The sequence below is a fragment of the Hydrogenophaga sp. YM1 genome, assembly GCF_016903055.1.
Taxonomy (GTDB): Bacteria; Pseudomonadota; Gammaproteobacteria; order Burkholderiales; family Burkholderiaceae_C; genus Hydrogenophaga; species Hydrogenophaga borbori.
Window position 1 is genome coordinate 4,185,121 of the sequence record NZ_CP070223.1, and the last position, 15,852, is coordinate 4,200,972.

Sequence of the window (15,852 nt, forward strand, 5' to 3'; positions counted from 1 at the left end):
ATAGCATCGGCGTCCACCATGGACTCACTCACCCAGATCGCGCTCGGCTCCGCCGTCACCATGGCCGTCATGGGCCGGCGCACCGCCGCCTGGAAGCCCGCCCTGTGGGGCGCCATCGCCGGCACCCTGCCCGACCTCGACGCCTTCATCGACCACGGCGACGCCGTGCTCAACATGGTGCTGCACCGGGGCGAGTCGCACGCGCTGTTCTACCTCACGCTGTTCGCGCCGCTGCTGGCCTGGGGGGTGTCGCGCCTGCACGGCGAGGGCGCGCTGTTTCGGCGCTGGTGGCTGGCCCTGTGGCTGGCCCTGGTCACGCACCCGCTGCTGGACACCATGACGGTCTATGGCACGCAGTTGCTGCTGCCCTTCAGCAACCACCCCTTCGGCGTGGGCAGCGTGTTCATCATCGACCCGGCGTACACCCTGCCCCTGATCGTGGGCGTGGTGTGGGCGCTGTCGGCGCCGCGCACCGGGCTCAGGGCCAACGCCATCGGGCTGCTGCTGAGCAGCGCCTACCTGGCGTGGAGCGTGGCGGCGCAGCACCACGTGGCCCAGGTGGCGCGCGACTCGCTGCGCCAGCAGGGCATCGCGGCCGATCGACTGCTGGTGACGCCGGCGCCCTTCAACACCGTGCTCTGGCGGGTGGTCGCCATGGGCCCCACGCAGTACGCCGAAGGCCACTACTCGCTGCTCGACGAAGGCCGCGCGATCGACTGGCGCCGCTACACCCGCGGCGCCGCGCTGGCCGAGCGCCACGCCGGCGTCGAGGGCCTGCGGCGCATGGCCGCGTTCACCCACGGCTTCTTCCGCGTCCTGGAAGACGGGGGCCGGCTCTACGTGACCGACCTGCGCATGGGCCAGGAGCCGCACTACACCTTCCACTTCGACCTCGGCACCGAAGCCGAGCGGGCGAACGGGCCGCGCGCCTCGCGCCTGGAAGGCATGCGCATCGACGTGGCGCAGGGCCTGGATTGGTTGTGGCGCCGCCTGTGGGGCGAGCGGGTGGCGCCACCGGGGTTGCGGGCCCAGGCCGACTGAGCGCCGGCTACAGCAGCCACTCGATGGGCAGCAGCGACAACAGGCCGATCCAGGCGCTGCGCCCCAGGCCGACGCCGGGCTCGCGGTTGTGGCGGATCTCGCGCCCGCCTTCGCCGCGCTCGATCCAGACCAGGCCGCCCTGCCCGTCCAGGCGCACCGCGTAGGCGGCGGCCGGGATCTCGCGCCCGAACGCGCGCTCCACCGCCTGGGCCATGGCCGGGCTGTCGATGATGAAGCCGAGTTCGGTGTTGAGCCGCACCGAGCGCGGATCGAAGTTCATGGAACCCACGAACACGCGCTGGCCGTCGATGGCGAAGGTCTTGGCGTGCAGGCTGGAGCCCGAGCTGCCCATCAGGCCGGAGCGGCCGGGCACCGTAGCGCCGCGCCGCATTTCATACAGCTCCACGCCCGCGCGCAGCAGCGCCTGGCGGTGGCGCGCGTAACCCGAGTGCACCGCGGACACGTCGGTGGCCTCCAGCGCATTCGTCAGGATGCGCACGCGCACACCGCTGGCGGCCAGCCGGGCGAACACGCCCACGCCCGCGTCGGTGGGCACGAAGTACGGCGACACCAGGTCCAGCGAGGCCCGCGGCGGGCGCGCCAGGATGCGGCGCAGCTGGTGGGCCAGCAGGTCCTGGTCGCGCGCCTGTCCCAGGCCTTTGCGCGGGTCGTCGCTGACCATCTCCACCTGGGCCCACAGGGGCTCCAGGGTGCCGGCCAGCAGATCGGGCAGGAAGCGCGACGCGCGCAGGGCCTCGGAGAAGCGCGCGGCGCGCGGATCCTGGCGCGCCAGCGCCTCGCTGTCCGGGCGCGCGTCGGCCGCGCGCCCGGCCGGCACGATGCGATCGATGGGGTAGGACGAACCGCTGGCCCAGTAGCGGTCGAAGTCCGCCGACAGGTCGGGCAGCACCGCGCCGGTGGCCAGCACATCGAGGTCGGCGAAGAGCACGCCATCGGTGGCGCCGAAGTATTCGTCGCCCACGTTGCGCCCGCCCACGATGGCGGCCTGGTTGTCGGCGATCAGCGCCTTGTTGTGCATGCGCCGGTTGGCGCGCGAGAAGTGCGTGAGGTAGCCCAGGGCCTTGGGGTGGCGCACCGAAAACGGGTTGAACAGCCGCACCTCGATGCCGGGGTGGGCGTCGAGCGCCAGCAGCGTGGCGTCCATGGACTGGCCGTTGTCGTCCAGCAGCAGGCGCACGCGCACGCCGCGCGCGGCCGCTTGGCGCAGTTCGTCCAGCAGGGCGTGGCCGGTGATGTCGTCGCGCCAGATGTAGTACTGCACGTCCAGCGTGCGCTCGGCGGCGCGCGCCAGCAGCATCCGCGCCGCGAAGGACTCCAGCGCGTCCTCCAGCGCCAGGATGCCCGACTGCCCCGGGTGGGCCGCCGCCTGCGGCGCCAGGGCGCGGCCCAGTGCGGTGCCGGCCGCTTCAGCCGGCGCCAGGGCATGGGATTCGGTCCGCCCGTCCAGCGGGGGCAGCGCGCAGGCCGGCAGCAGGACGGACAGCATGGCGATCAGGCCGGCGGTGGCGGCGCGGCGCAGGCGGGCGGGGCCAGGTGTCGCACGCACGTCGCTCAGGTCAGCAGCAGCGCGATGGCGATGATGGCCACGCCGATGACCAGGTTGACCAGCACCCATTGGCGGATCGAGGCCATCGCCGCGCCGGCGGCCGGCCAGTCGCTGGCCGCCACGGCGCGCGACAGGCGCTTGAACAGGGCGAAACGGATGTGGCCGAAGATGGCGATCATCAGGATGCCCAGTGCGCCCATGAGGGTCCAGTCCAGCGGCATGGCGAAGTTCACGCCCGCCTGCACCGACTCCTTGGCCACGCGGCCGATCATCCACAGGCCGGTGACCAGCGCCAGCAGCGCGGCCACCAGCACGCCCCGGAAGAAGCGCTGCATCACCGCGTGCAGCAGGCGCAGGCGCTCGGGCGGCGGCAGCATGGTCACGGAAGGCCGCAGGCAGACGTGTGCGAAGGCCATGCCGCCGACCCAGAAGACGATGGCGAGCACGTGGAGGAGTTTGAGGACGGCGTAGAGCATGGCGATCGGGTGGAGAGGGGAAGAAAGCGGCCGGCGGTGGGCCCGGGGCATCGTAGCAAAGGGCGTTCGGCGCGGCGGCCCGGCCCGAGTCGGTGATATCGTGCGCGGCGCCGCCGTCACCCCTATCGTTCAGGAGACCCCAGCAGATGCCGTCGATCAGCCCCCTGTTGCGCAGGGCCATGGCCTTGCTCGCCCTTGGAAGCCTGGCCGCCTGCGGCGGCAACTCCTCTCCCTCGCCAGGCCCGGCCCCCGCGCCCCCGCCCGCACCGGCCACCACGCTCAGCCTCAGCGTGTCGCAGCTGGCGCTGGCGGTGTCGGGCACTGCAAGAACGCTCACCATCACCAATACCGGTGCCAACGCCGCGCTGAACCTGGCCCTGAACACCACGGGCCTGCCCGCGGGCACCAGCCAGATCTCGACCTGCGGCGCCACGCTGGCGGCGGGCGCCAGTTGCACCGCCACGGTCACGCCCGGCGCCACGCCCACGGCCGCACCAGGCAACGCCGCCCCCGCGTCCGCCTTGCTCGAGGTGGAGGGCAGCAACACCAACAGCGTGAACGCGGCGCTCCAGGTGATCACCTTTGGCAGCTGGTACCAAGGCGGCTGGGTGTTCGACCTTGACGACACCACCGTCGCCAGCGGCAGCGTCGGCGGCAAGGTCGCCGCGCCCAGCGACGCCACGCCGATGGGCGACTGGGGCCCTGCCAGCCTCATGGGCGCCAGCAGCCTGACCGACGGCGCCAGCAACACCAACCAGATCGTCATGGCCGTGGGCGCCATCCCGTCCGCGGCGGGCCGTTGCCAGGACAGCGCTGCGAGCGGGTTCTCCGACTGGTACCTGCCCGCCATCTGCGAACTGGGCTACACCTTCGGTGGTGGCGTCTGCGGCACGCAGGCGGCGCCGCTGCTCGCGGGCAACATGCAGAGCCGCCTGAAGGAGAACGGCGACATCGGCGGCATCGCCGACAGCTGGTACTGGAGCTCCAGCGAGGCCGCGGCCTCGCCCACCACCTCCGCGCACCTGCACCGTTTCGACCCCACGCTGACGCAGCAGGCCATCGTCAACAAGGTGAACGTTTTCCCGGCCCGCTGCGCCCGCGCCCTCACCCCCTGAGCGGCCTCACACGTCGGCCGTCACCCCCGCCTGCCGCCGCTGCAGGCGGTAGGGTGGCAGGCCCTGCAGCATGCGCCGGCCATAACCCTGGCGCAGCAGGCGGCCGTCGTAACAGACCACGGTGGCCTCGTCGGTCTCGGTGCGCAGCGCGCGCCCGGTCCACTGCAGCAGGCGCGCGCCGGTGGCGGGCACCACGAGTTCGCTGAACGGGTCGCGGCCCTGGCTCTTGAGCCATTCGGCGCGCGCCTGGCCCACCGGGTCGCTGGGCGAGGCGAAGGGCAGCTTGGTGATGAACACCCATTCGCACAGCTCGCCCGGCAGGTCCAGGCCTTCGCCGAAGGACTGCAGGCCGAACAGGATGGAGGCCTCGCCCTCGCCCACGCGCTGCGCGTGCCGCTTGAGCAGCACCGTGCGCGAGGCCTCGCCCTGCGCCAGCACGCGCTCGCGCAGGCGCGCGTGCTCGCCACGCTCCAGCAACTGCTGGGCCGATCGCATCTGCGCGCGCGAGGTGAACAGCACCAGCGCGCCGCGCTTCACCTCGCGCAGGTCGGCCAGCAGCAGGTCCAGCATCTCGCGCGTGTAGCCGTCCACGTCCTTGGGGTCGGCGCGGGTCTGCACCACCACCAGGCGGCCTTGTTTCGCGTGGTCGAAGGGGCTCTGCACCTCGCGCGTGGCCACGGCGGCGTCCCAGGCCAGACCGGCCTCGTGCAGGAAGTGGTCGAAGCCGCCGCAGGTGACCAGCGAGGCTGAGGTGACCACCGCGCCGCGCACCTGGCGCCACAGGTGGCCGCTGAGCAGGCTGCCCGGTTGCAAGGGACAGGCGTGCGCGCTCATGGCAACCATGCCGCGCTCCACGCGGGCCTCGATCCACTTGGCCTGCGGCGGCGCACCCTCGCTGGCCAGCAGCAGCCACTGGCTGGTGGTGTCGTGCAGGCTTTGCAGGCGCGGCGCGAAGCGGCCGATGCGCGCGTAGTGCTCGGCGCAGCGCGCGGCCTCGCCGGGGTTGTCGCGCGCGTTGGCGCGCAGCTGCGTGGCCAGGGCCTCGGCCAGCTTGAGCAGGCGCTGGGCGTGCCCCTGCAGTTGGGCCAGGGGCTCGGCCCAGCCGGCCGGCAGGGCGCCCGCGTCCAGGCGGTGCACCAGCGGCGGCGCCTCGGCCGGGTGTTCGCGCACGGCCGGGCCGAGCAGGTCCATGCCCAGGCGCGCCAGATCGGCCAGCGCCGCCTTGGCGCCGCGCGTGGCCTCGGCCAGGTCCAGGTCGTGGCGGTGCGCGATGGCGCGCGCGACCTCCTCGAAGGCCTTGGGCAGGGGGTCGAGCCAGCCGGTGCGCATCAGGTCCATCTGCGACGTGAACTGGCCCTGGGCCACCGAGGGCAGGTGGTGCGCTTCGTCCAGCACCAGGTAGCAGTCGGCCGGCGCGGGCAGCGCGTGCAGGCCCAGGGTGGACAGCAGCAGGTCGTGGTTGACCACGATCACCTGCGCCTGCGCCAGCCGGTTGCGCGACTGGTAGTAGCTGCAGCTGTTGTAGGCCGGGCAGTGGCGCGCGGTGCAGGTGTGGCGCTCGGCCGCCACCGGCGCCCAGAGGGCGGGATCGGGCGGTTCGTCGAGGCGGTCGCGGTCGCCGTTCCAGTCGCCCTGGTCGAGCGCGATGGTCCACTGCGCGTACTGGCGCGCGCGCTGCGCCCAGTCGTCCTTCGCGGCGCCGCTGGCCGGGCCGGCGCCCTCCTCGCCGAACAGGTCGGCGTCCTGCGCCTCGCCGCCGGCCAGCTGGTCCAGCTTGAGCCGGCAGACGTAGCGCCCGCGCCCCTTGGCCAGGGCGTAGGCAAAGGGCTGGGGCAGCAGCGCGGCCAGCGCGGGCAGGTCTTTGTTGATGAGCTGTTCCTGCAGCGCCACGGTGGCGGTGCTGATGAGCACGCGCTTTTGCTGCGCCAGCGCCAGCGGGATCACCGTGGCCGCGTAGGCCGCCGACTTGCCCACGCCGGTGCCGGCCTGCACCACGGCGATGCCGCGCTCGGGCGCGCCGGCCTCGCCCGAGACGCTGTCGTCGCCCAGCTTCACGCCGGCCAGGGTTTCGGCGATGAAGGCGGCCATCTCGCGCTGCCCGGGGCGCGCCCGGAAGCCCGGCGCGTGCGAGACCACGTGGTCGAAAGCGGCCAGCGCGATCGCCTCACGCGCCAACGGCCCCTGGGGGGCGTTGGCTGGGTCTTCGCGGTGCTCGGCGTTCATCATGGAGCCCGGCATTGTCGCCGAGCCCGGGAATGGCCCCGGATTCATGCTGCAGTGCAACAATGGGCCATGAGCAAGCCAGCCGTCCCCGCCCACAAAACCCCGATCGACCTCGCGCTGCAAGGCGGCGGCTCGCACGGCGCCTTCACCTGGGGCGTGCTGGACCGCCTGCTGGAGGACCCCTCCCTGCGCCTCACCGGCATCAGTGGCACCAGCGCGGGCGCGATGAACGCCGTCGCCCTGGCCAGCGGCCTGATGGAAGGCGGGCGCGACGGCGCGCGCGCCGCGCTGCGGCGGTTCTGGACGCGCGTGGGCGAAATCAACCCCTTTGGCGGCCTGGAGTCGGCGCCGGCGGCGCCCTGGCTGGACCCCGACAGCCCCTGGGCCGCGCCCTGGCTGGGGCCGGTGCGCTCCTACGCGCAGTGGCTCAGCACCCAGGCCTCGCCCTACCAGCTCAACCCGCTCAACCTCAACCCGCTGCGCGACATCCTGCGCGACACGGTGGACTTCGACCGCGTGCGCGCCTGCCACCGCACCCAGCTCTTCATCGCCGCCACGCGGGTGAAGACCGGCGAGCTGCGCATCTTCCGCCAGCACGAGCTCTCGGCCGACGTGATCCTGGCCTCGGCCTGCCTGCCGCTGCTGTTCCAGGCGGTGGAGATCGACGGCGAGGCCTACTGGGACGGCGGCTATGCCGGCAACCCCTCGCTGCTGCCGCTGCTGGAGAGCCCGGGCGACGACCTGCTGCTGGTGCAGATCAACCCCGCCGCGCGCGAGGCGCTGCCGGTGCGCGCGAACGAGATCCTGGACCGCATCAACGAGGTCACTTTCAACGCCAGCCTGATCAAGGAGCTGCGCAGCATCGCGCTGCTCAAGGAGCTGCTGGCCGCCGAGGGTTGGGTCGCGCGGCAGTTGCGCAGCCCCGTGTTCCGCCGCATCGCCGCGCTGCGCCTGCACCGGGTGGACGGCGGCGCCGAACTGGCCGCCCTGGGCGCGGGCAGCAAAACGCGCACCGACCCAGCCTTCCTCGAGCGCCTGTTCCAGCAGGGCCGCGGCGCGGCCGAAACCTGGCTCGCGCGGCACCGCGCCGACCTGGGCGTGCGCGGCACGCTGGCGCTGGAGACGGACGCGGGCGGCGGCACCGGCTGAGCGGCCGTCCCCAGCGCGGGGTGGCGCGATCACCGGCGGGCTGCTAATGTGCCCGCCCAATGAGCGAACACCCGCCCGTTACGAGCACCGGACAGCGCCTGCACGCGCTGGACAACCTGCGCGCGCTGCTCATGTGGCTGGGCATCGTGTTGCACGTGGAGGCCATCTACGCCACCCAGCACCTGCCCAACGCCTGGCGCGACGAGCAGCGCACCCTGGTGGCCGACGTGGTGGTCTCGTCCATCCACGCCTTTCGCATGCCGGCCTTCTTCATCCTGGGGGGCTTCTTCGCGGCGCTGCTGGCGCGCTCGCGCGGCCCCGACGGCCTGCTGCGCCACCGCCTGCTGCGCCTGGGCCTGCCCTTCGCGCTGTTCTGGCCCCCGCTCTGGCTGGCCTCGGGCCTGGCGGCGCTGTTCTTCATGAACCGCATGGTGCTGCACCGCTGGGGGCTGGACCCCGGCGTGCTGCCGGAGCTGCCCATCCTGGGCGGCCCCAACACCATCCACCTGTGGTTCCTGTGGATGCTGCTGTGGCTGTGCGTCTTCACCGCCGCGCTGTGGCGCCTGCCGCGCGCCTGGTTCGCGCCGGCCGAGGCGGCGCTGGCCTGGCTGGCGCGCCAGCCCTGGGCCTGCGTGGCGCTGGCACTGCCGCTGCTGCTGGCCAGCGCGGCCTACCCGAACGCCGTCCTGCAGCCCGCCGGCGCCTTCCTGCCCGAGTGGAACGAATGGCTCTACTACGGCAGCTTCTTCGCCTTCGGGCTGATGCTGCACGGGCGGCAGGCCGAGCTGTTCGCGCGGTTCCAGCGCCACTGGGCGGGCTACGCGGTGGCGGGCCTGGCCTGCTACCTCATCGCCTTTGCCGTGGCGCTGCGCCAGGGCCCGGCGCTGCTGATCGGGTACAGCTACCACTGCATCGCCTGGCTCTGGAGCTTCGCCGCCATCGGCCTGGCCCTGCGCTGGCTGTCCTCGCGCCAGGCGGTGCTGGGCTACCTCGCGGACAGCGCCTACTGGGTCTACCTGGTGCACTACCCGCTCACCATCCTGTTCGGCGCCCTGCTGTTCGAGCAGTCCCTGCCGGCCGCGGCCAAGATCGCGCTCAACATCACCGCCACCACGCTGGTCTGCCTGGGCAGCTACGCGCTGTTCGTGCGCCACGGCTGGATCAGCCAGCTGCTCAATGGCAAGCGCCACCCGCGGCGCCCGCGCGGCCCCGCGCGCGAACCGGCATGAGCCGAAGCATGCGCATTTCGGCTTCGCTCACCCACGCACCGGGCCAGCACCAGGTGGTTCTGCGCACAGGCGACGCCGAACACACGCTGCCCGTCGCGCCCAAGGCCGCGGGCGGCGGCTCGGCCACCAACGGCGGCGAGTTCCTCATGCTGGCCCTGGCCACCTGCTACTGCAACGACCTGTACCGCGAGGCCGCGCGCCTGGGCGTGGTGCTGGAGCGGGTGGAGGTGCAGGCCGAGGCCGAATTCGCCGGCATCGGCCTGGCCGCGCGCGACGTGCGCTACCGGGCGCGGGTACAGTCGCCCGCGCCACCGGACACCATTGCCCGGCTGCTGCGCGAAACCGATGCGGTGGCGGAGGTGCACAACACGCTGCGGCAAGGGGTGCCTGTCCAATGGATCGACGGCGGCCCACCTGAAACAACCCTTCCCATGACCCATTCCATCGAACACCAGGAAGCCGGCAGCACCGGCGCCTTCTTCATCCAGCAGGCCGGCGAGCGCCTCGCCGAGATGACCTACAGCCGCACCAACCCCACGCTGATCATCATCGACCACACCCAGGTCGACGAGCGCCTCAAGGGCCAGGGCGCGGGGCGCCAGCTGCTCGACGCGCTGGTGGCCTGGGCGCGCGAGACCAAGACCCGGGTCGTCGCGCTGTGCCCCTTCGCCAAGGCCCAGTTCGACAAGGACCCGTCGATCCGCGACGTGCTGGTCTGAGCCCGCTCAGAGGCTGCTCATCAGCCCGCGCACCAGCTCGCTCACGCCGTCCCACACGATCTGCACGCCCAGGCACAGCAGGATGAAGGCCGACAGGCGCAGGAAGATGATCGCGCCGGCCTCGCCCAGCGGGCGCAGCAGGTGCTCGGCGTAGCGGAACGCCAGGTACAGCAGCAGGCCGATGGCCAGCAGCGCGAGCACGCCGCCGCCGATGTTGGCCAGCGCCAGGCCCACGCGGTCGTTGCTCAGCGACACGCCCACGGTGATGGCCGCGGCGATGGAGCCCGGGCCGCAGCTGATCGGGAAGGTCAGCGGGTAGAAGGCCTGGCGGCGCGCCATCTCGGGCGTGAAGGCGTCGGCCAGTTCGGTGCGGCTGTCCGCCGTGGACTGCGTGGCCGTGAGCAGGCGCCAGGCGGTAGCCGCCAGGATCAGCCCACCGCCCACGCGCACGATGGGCAGCGAGATGCCGAAGAAGGCCAGCACGTGCGAGCCCACCAGCATGCTGCCCACCATCAGCGCGAACATGTTGCGCGCGATCTTGCGCGCCAGCATGGCGCGCGTGCGCTCGGACGCGCCCTCGGTGAGGCCGAGGAAGATCGGCGCCGTGGCCGCCGGGTTGAGGATGGGCAGCAGCGCGGCGAAGACGAACAGGAAACTCTTGCCGAACGCCAGGCTCAGTTCGACGCTCATGGCCCCCTCACCCCGTTCCCTCCCTGAGGCGGCTCCACCATCTCCCGCATGCGCCGGCGCAGCGCTCGCTCGCGGCGGTTCTCCTCGGCCCAGTCGTCGCGCACGCCACGCCACAGCGCGACGGCCATCAGCACGATCACCACCGCGAACGGCACCGCGAACACGATGGTGGCCGTCTGCACGGCCTTGAGGCCCCCGGCCAGCAGCAGCGAGATCGCGATGCCCGAGATCAGCGCGCCCCAGATGAGCTTGACCCGCGCGCGCGGGTTCTCGTCGCCGCCCGTGCTCATCATGCTCAGCACCAGCGTGGCCGAATCGCCCGAGGTGACGAAGAACACCACCACCAGCACCGTGGCCACCACGCTCATGACGCTGCCCAACGGCAAGGCCTCGAACATCGCGAACAGCGCCGTGGACACGTCGGCGCTCACCGCCTCGGACAAGGGCACGCCGCGCATCACCTCAAGCGTGAGCGCCGTGCCGCCGAACACCGAGAACCACAGGAAGCCGGCCAGCGTGGGCGCCAGCACCGTGCCGAGCACGAACTCGCGCACGCTGCGCCCGCGCGAGACGCGCGCGATGAACAGGCCCACGAAGGGCGACCAGCTCACCCACCAGGCCCAGTAGAAGATCGTCCAGCCGCCCACCCAGCCGCTGTCGCGGAACGGGGTCATGCGCAGGCTCATGCGCACGAACTCGCTGACGTAGCTGCCCAGCGTGGTGGTGAAGGTGTCGATGATGGCCACCGTGGGGCCGAGCACGAAGAGCGTGAGCGCCAGCAGCGCCGCCAGCAGCAGGTTGGCGTTGGACAGCCACTTGATGCCGCGCCCCACGCCCGACACCGACGAGCCCACGAACAGCACCGTGGTGACGGCGATGATGCCGACCTGCCAGGCCGGGCCCACCGGCATGCCGGTCAGCGCGGCCAGGCCGCTGTTGATCTGCAAGGCCCCCATGCCGAGCGAGGCCGCCACGCCGAAGGCGGTGGCAATGACGGCCAGCACATTGACCAGCGGCCCGAGGCGCCGGGCAAAACCCCAGGGCAGCGACTCGATCGCCGTGCTCACCTGCGCCGAACCGCCCTTGCGGAACTGGAAGAAAGCGATGGCCAGCGCCACCACGCTGTACACCGCCCAGGGGTGCAGGCCCCAGTGGAAGAAGCTGTAGCGCATGGCGGCGTTGGCGGCCTCGGGCGTCTGGGGCGCGATGCCGGGCGGCGGGTTGCCGTAGTGCGAGATCGGTTCGGCCACGCCCCAGAACACCAGGCCGATGCCCATGCCGGCGGCGAACAGCATGGCGAACCAGGAGCCGAGCGAGAACTCGGGCTCCTCGTCCTCGCCGCCGAGCTTGAGGTCGCCGTAGCGGCTGAATGCGAGCACCAGGGCCATGACCACGAGGCCCAGCACCACCCACAGGTAGAGCCAGCCGAAATCGCGCGTGATGACGGCCAGCAGCGTGTCGAACACCGCGCCCAGCGAGGCCGGCGACAGCACGCCCCAGAGCACGATGGCCAGGATCAGTCCGACCGAGACGATGAGTTGCATGGGGTCTTCTCCTCCAGATCGAGGCCACACCATACACGCCAGCACGCTGGAAAACTCTTTTCCAGGGGGCCCGCGCCGCGCCACCGGGGCGATTCTGGCGGTCCAATCCCGCATCGGCCAGGCCGCGGCGCCGGCCCCTGCGAATCAGACCCGAGGAGAAACAGTGAAGGAACTGCAAGACGCCCAGCGCGTGGGCGCGACGATCGCCGTGGACGTGCTCATCGCGGGCGCCGGCCCCTGCGGCCTCATGCTCGCCAACGAACTGGGCCTGCGCGGCATCCGCTGCCTGGTGGTGGACCCGAAGGCCACCACGGCCTTCAACCCGCAGGCCAATGCCACGCAGGCGCGCACCATGGAGCACTTCCGGCGCATCGGCATCGCGCAGGAGATCCGCGCCATGGGCCTGCCGGGCGACCACCCGACCGACATCGCTTACTTCACGCGCTTCGCCACGCACGAGCTGGCGCGGCTGCGCCTGCCCACGGCGGCGCAGGCCAGCGAGCACGTGCGCGGCCTGCGCGGCGCCTGGAACGCGGCCGAGCTGCCGCACCGCGTGTCGCAGAAGTTCGTGGAAGCGGTGCTGCGCCGCCACGCCGAGGCGCGCACCGGCCGGCCCGTGGGCTTTGGCTGGCGGCTGGTGGAATTCGAGCAGGACGCCGAGGGCGTGGACGCACTCGTGGCCCCGGCCGACGGCAGCGGCACCGCCGTGCCCGTGCGCGCGCGCTACCTGGTGGGCGCCGACGGCGCGCGCAGCGTGGTGCGCCAGGCCCTGGGCATCGCCTACGGCGGCGCCACCGGCGTGCAGCGCGAGTTCATGGGCGGGCGCATGTTCGCGGTCTACCTGCGCGCACCCACGTTCTATGAGCAGTTGCCGCACGACGTGGCCTGGATGTACGTGAGCGTGAACCACGAGCGGCGCGTGTTCATGGCGTCGGTGGACGGCCAGGGCGAGTTCGCCTTCCACGCGGCCGTGCACGCGCATGAAGACCCGTCGGACTGGACGCACGAGGACGCGAAGCGCCTGTTCGCGCAGGCCAGCGGCATGGACTTGCCCGTCGAGGTGTTGTCCACCGGCACCTGGATCGCGGGCCACTCGCTGGTGGCCGATCGCTACCAGCAGGGCCGCGTGTTCCTGGCTGGCGACGCGGTGCACCTGTTCACGCCCACCGGCGGCCTGGGCTACAACACCGCCGTGGGCGACGCGGTGAACCTGGGCTGGAAGCTGGCGTCGGTACTGAAAGGGCTCTCGGCCCCCGCGCTGCTGAACAGCTACGAGACCGAGCGCCGCCCCATCGGCCTGCGCAACACGAACTACGCGCGCGGTTTCGCCGATTCCATCGGCCTGTTCCAGACCACGGCCGCGCTCGAGGCCGCCGGTGCAGAGGGCGAGGCCCTGCGCGAACACGCCAGCGCGGTGCTCAACGAGCACGTGCGGCGCGAGTTCAACATCCCCGGCGTGACCTTCGGCGAGCGGTATGACGCCTCGCCGATCGTCTTCAGCGACCCCGGCCGCATCCCGCCCGACGCGGCCAACCACTACGAGCCCTCCAACAACCCCGGGGGCCGCCTGCCGCACGCCTGGCTGGGCGGCGAGCGCTCGCTGTTCGACGAGCTGGGGTTCGAGTGGACCGTGCTCGCACCGCCCGCGCTGCAGGCCGACGGACAGGCGCTGGCCGAGGCCGGTCGGGCGCGCGGCCTGGACGTGGCGCTGCGCTGCCCTTCGGACGCCGAGGCCGCGCCCGTGCTGGACGGGCAGCTGCTGCTGGTGCGACCCGATCAGGTGGTGGCCTGGCGCGGCCGCGAGGCGACCGAGGCGGCGGCGGTGTGGCGCCGCGTGGCCGGCACCTGAGGTTAAATGCCATCCCATTCATGGTGCGCTCTGGGGACGACCCGACATGCTGATGACCCAATGTGTCCGCGCCGCCTGTCTGGCAGGGGCGATCGTCACGGCGGCTTGGGCGCAGCCGGCGCAATGGCACGACCTGCGAAAGGAGGTTGAAGCGCTGTCGGACGCGCACCGGTATTCGGACGCTACCGCCGCGGCGCAACGGCTCGACACCCTGTCGGAACAGCTGCTGCCGCCCATCAGCCATCCACGGGTGGTGAGCCTCGTGTCGTTGGCGCAGGCCTACCGGGCGCAAGGGCTGTATGCGAAGGCCGAACGCCCCATGCAGCAGGCGATTGCGGTGCTGCGCCAGCTGCCCCCGGCGCCCCCCGCCCTCATGGCGGCCTATCTGGGCGTCCTCGCTGGCCTCCAAGAGCGGCAAGGCCACCTGGCCGAAGCCGATGCGCACTACCAGCAGGCCTTGGACGTTCTCGCCGATCCCGCCGACGCAGAGCGCGACCTCGCCGCCCAGCTGCAGCTCGCGCACGGCCGTCTTCTGTGGAGCCGGCAGCAGCCGCAGCGCGCACAGGCCTTGCTGGAGTCGTCCTTGCGAAACAGCGAAGCGGCTCTGGGCCCCTCGAGCGAGATGACCGCCATGGTTCTGCAAACGCAGGCCGAACACCATTTGGCCTTGGGGGACGCCGACCGGGCCGAGAAGACCGTGCGCCGCCTCATCGCCATCGTCGAAGCCAACCCAGCCCATGCCAGGCTGCGGCCGAACGCCTACAACACCCTGGCGTCCAGCCTATTGAGCCAGGCCCGACTCGATGAGGCACAGGCCGTACTGCAAGAGGCCATGCGCCGCTGGACCGAGCACCAGGCATCCGGCGCAGTCATCGCGAATGGCCAGTTCACTCTGGCTCGCATACTGGATCGAAAGGGCTCATCCGAAGCGGCCGCCAGTTGGGCAAGGAAGGCCCTCGATGAGGCCATGCGCCTACCGGGAGCGCCCACGCCATGGGAGCGCCCCATCGTCGACTGGTTGCGTGACCAGGCAGAGCGTGTGGGGGACCAGGACGCCACCGCCCGCTACGCCGCGCAGGCACAGGCCCTCGCGCAAGACGAGCAAAGAATGGAGCAGCGGCGGGCCGTGACGAAGCCGGCCGCGCGGACCACGGTCCCGCCGGCCTACCCGGCCGCCGCGCGTCGGCACGGACACACCGGCGTCGTGAGCGTGCGCGTGCGCATCGGGGCGGACGGTGTCCCCCTGCGCCCAGCCGTCGCGTCCAGTTCCGGCTACGCCAGCCTCGATCAGGCCGCACTGGACAGCGTGTCCGCCTCGCGCTTTCACCCTGCCAGGGACCGCGACGGCCTGGAAACGGAGTCCACGGTGCGGATCCCGTTCCGATTCGTTCTGGATCCCTGACAGCCCCACCATGCCGGACAGCGGTTGGTTCGTGAGCGGACGGGGATGCGCGATCGGGCTTTGTCCACGGTCGACGCGCCGTCCACCAGGGCCCCGCCTCAGTCCCTGCGCCCCCGCCGCTGCCAGTCGTCCCACACCGGCACCAGCGCCACCACCGTGAGCGCCACCGCCAGTGGCACCGTGAAGCCGTAGCCCAGGCGCTTGAAGCCGTAGGCGCCCACCACCCCGCCGCCCACGAAGGCGCCCAGCAGGCCGCCCAGCACGCGCATGCGGTCGCGGTCGGCGCGCACCACGGGCTGGGGCCCTTCGGCGCGGTTCCAGTACAGCAGCTTGCCGAGCTCGATGCCCAGGTCGGTCACCACGCCCGTCATGTGCGTGGTGCGGATGACCGCGTTCGACAGCTTGGTCACCACCGCGTTCTGCAGGCCCATGATGAAGCACAGCAGGGCCACGGTGGCCGGGATCAACAGGCCCTCGAAGCGCGCCAGCCAGGCGCCCATCAGCCCGAAGCACAGGATGAGCAGGGCCTCCAGCAGCAGCGGCAAGGCGTACTCGCTGGCCATGGCGCGCCGGCGCGCGAAATTGACCATCACCGCGCAGCACATGGCGCCCAGCAGGAAAGCCAGCACCGCCGCCAGCGCCGAGGCCACCAGCGCGCCCTCGCCCAGCACCAGGTGGTCGGCCATGGACGAGACCAGCCCGGTCACGTGCGAGGTGTACTGCCGCACGGCCAAAAAACCGCCCGCGTTGATGGCCCCGGCGACGAAGGCCAGCAGCAGCCCCACCTGCCGGTTGGCCGCCAGCGTGCGCTCGCGGCCGACAAGGAATCGCGCGTATTGGATGGGCAT

13 protein-coding genes are annotated in these 15,852 nt (G+C 72.1%); 7 read left to right on the top strand and 6 right to left on the bottom strand.

Features of this window, described 5'->3' with window-relative positions; translation table 11 throughout:
* Positions 1–18 precede the first annotated feature (18 nt).
* Positions 19–1,041, top strand: coding sequence for a metal-dependent hydrolase (locus JNX00_RS19685; protein WP_204743375.1), 1,023 nt, complete (start codon positions 19–21; stop codon positions 1,039–1,041).
* Positions 1,042–1,048: 7 nt separating this feature from the next.
* Here the strand turns inward: JNX00_RS19685 and JNX00_RS19690 are convergent, their stop codons facing one another.
* Positions 1,049–2,548 (bottom strand): phospholipase D family protein, encoded by a 1,500-nt coding sequence (locus JNX00_RS19690; RefSeq protein ID WP_204745102.1) that lies wholly within the window; start codon positions 2,546–2,548, stop codon positions 1,049–1,051.
* 65 nt (positions 2,549–2,613) lie between these two features.
* On the bottom strand, positions 2,614–3,084 hold the full coding sequence (locus JNX00_RS19695; RefSeq protein WP_070399398.1) for a CopD family protein: 471 nt from the start codon (positions 3,082–3,084) through the stop codon (positions 2,614–2,616).
* Positions 3,085–3,230: 146 nt separating this feature from the next.
* Here JNX00_RS19695 and JNX00_RS19700 point away from each other — a divergent pair, with 146 nt between their 5' ends.
* Positions 3,231–4,199, top strand: coding sequence for a hypothetical protein (locus JNX00_RS19700; protein ID WP_204743377.1), 969 nt, complete (start codon positions 3,231–3,233; stop codon positions 4,197–4,199).
* 6 nt (positions 4,200–4,205) lie between these two features.
* Here the strand turns inward: JNX00_RS19700 and dinG are convergent, their stop codons facing one another.
* Positions 4,206–6,425, bottom strand: coding sequence for an ATP-dependent DNA helicase DinG (gene dinG / locus JNX00_RS19705; RefSeq protein WP_345774090.1), 2,220 nt, complete (start codon positions 6,423–6,425; stop codon positions 4,206–4,208).
* A gap of 66 nt (positions 6,426–6,491) precedes the next feature.
* On the opposite strand from dinG, the gene JNX00_RS19710 reads away from it, so the two are divergent.
* From JNX00_RS19710 to JNX00_RS19720, 3 genes are read left to right on the top strand one after another with little or no spacing between them, the layout of a single operon-like run.
* Positions 6,492–7,571, top strand: coding sequence for a patatin-like phospholipase family protein (locus JNX00_RS19710; RefSeq protein WP_070399396.1), 1,080 nt, complete (start codon positions 6,492–6,494; stop codon positions 7,569–7,571).
* Between the two features lie 59 nt (positions 7,572–7,630).
* Positions 7,631–8,800: an acyltransferase family protein gene (locus JNX00_RS19715; RefSeq protein WP_204743379.1), complete on the top strand. Its 1,170-nt coding sequence runs from the start codon at positions 7,631–7,633 to the stop codon at positions 8,798–8,800.
* 8 nt (positions 8,801–8,808) lie between these two features.
* Positions 8,809–9,519 (top strand): GNAT family N-acetyltransferase, encoded by a 711-nt coding sequence (locus JNX00_RS19720; protein ID WP_204743381.1) that lies wholly within the window; start codon positions 8,809–8,811, stop codon positions 9,517–9,519.
* Between the two features lie 6 nt (positions 9,520–9,525).
* On the opposite strand, the gene JNX00_RS19725 is transcribed toward JNX00_RS19720, so the two are convergent.
* Both JNX00_RS19725 and JNX00_RS19730 read right to left on the bottom strand, forming a co-directional pair.
* Positions 9,526–10,209: a MarC family protein gene (locus tag JNX00_RS19725; RefSeq protein WP_070399394.1), complete on the bottom strand. Its 684-nt coding sequence runs from the start codon at positions 10,207–10,209 to the stop codon at positions 9,526–9,528.
* Positions 10,206–11,753, bottom strand: a complete 1,548-nt coding sequence (locus JNX00_RS19730; protein ID WP_083293183.1) for a BCCT family transporter — start codon at positions 11,751–11,753, stop codon at positions 10,206–10,208. Before JNX00_RS19730 ends, JNX00_RS19725 begins: the two co-directional genes overlap by 4 nt.
* A 163-nt stretch (positions 11,754–11,916) precedes the next feature.
* On the opposite strand from JNX00_RS19730, the gene JNX00_RS19735 reads away from it, so the two are divergent.
* The gene (locus tag JNX00_RS19735) at positions 11,917–13,602 is read left to right on the top strand and encodes an FAD-dependent oxidoreductase (protein WP_239478186.1); all 1,686 of its coding nucleotides are present in this window, start codon (positions 11,917–11,919) and stop codon (positions 13,600–13,602) included.
* Positions 13,603–13,648: 46 nt separating this feature from the next.
* The gene (locus tag JNX00_RS19740; RefSeq protein WP_070399392.1) at positions 13,649–15,004 is read left to right on the top strand and encodes a TonB family protein; all 1,356 of its coding nucleotides are present in this window, start codon (positions 13,649–13,651) and stop codon (positions 15,002–15,004) included.
* 98 nt (positions 15,005–15,102) lie between these two features.
* Here JNX00_RS19740 and JNX00_RS19745 read toward each other — a convergent pair whose 3' ends face one another.
* A complete protein-coding gene (locus tag JNX00_RS19745; RefSeq protein WP_070399391.1) occupies positions 15,103–15,852 on the bottom strand; it encodes a YoaK family protein in 750 nt (249 codons plus the stop codon).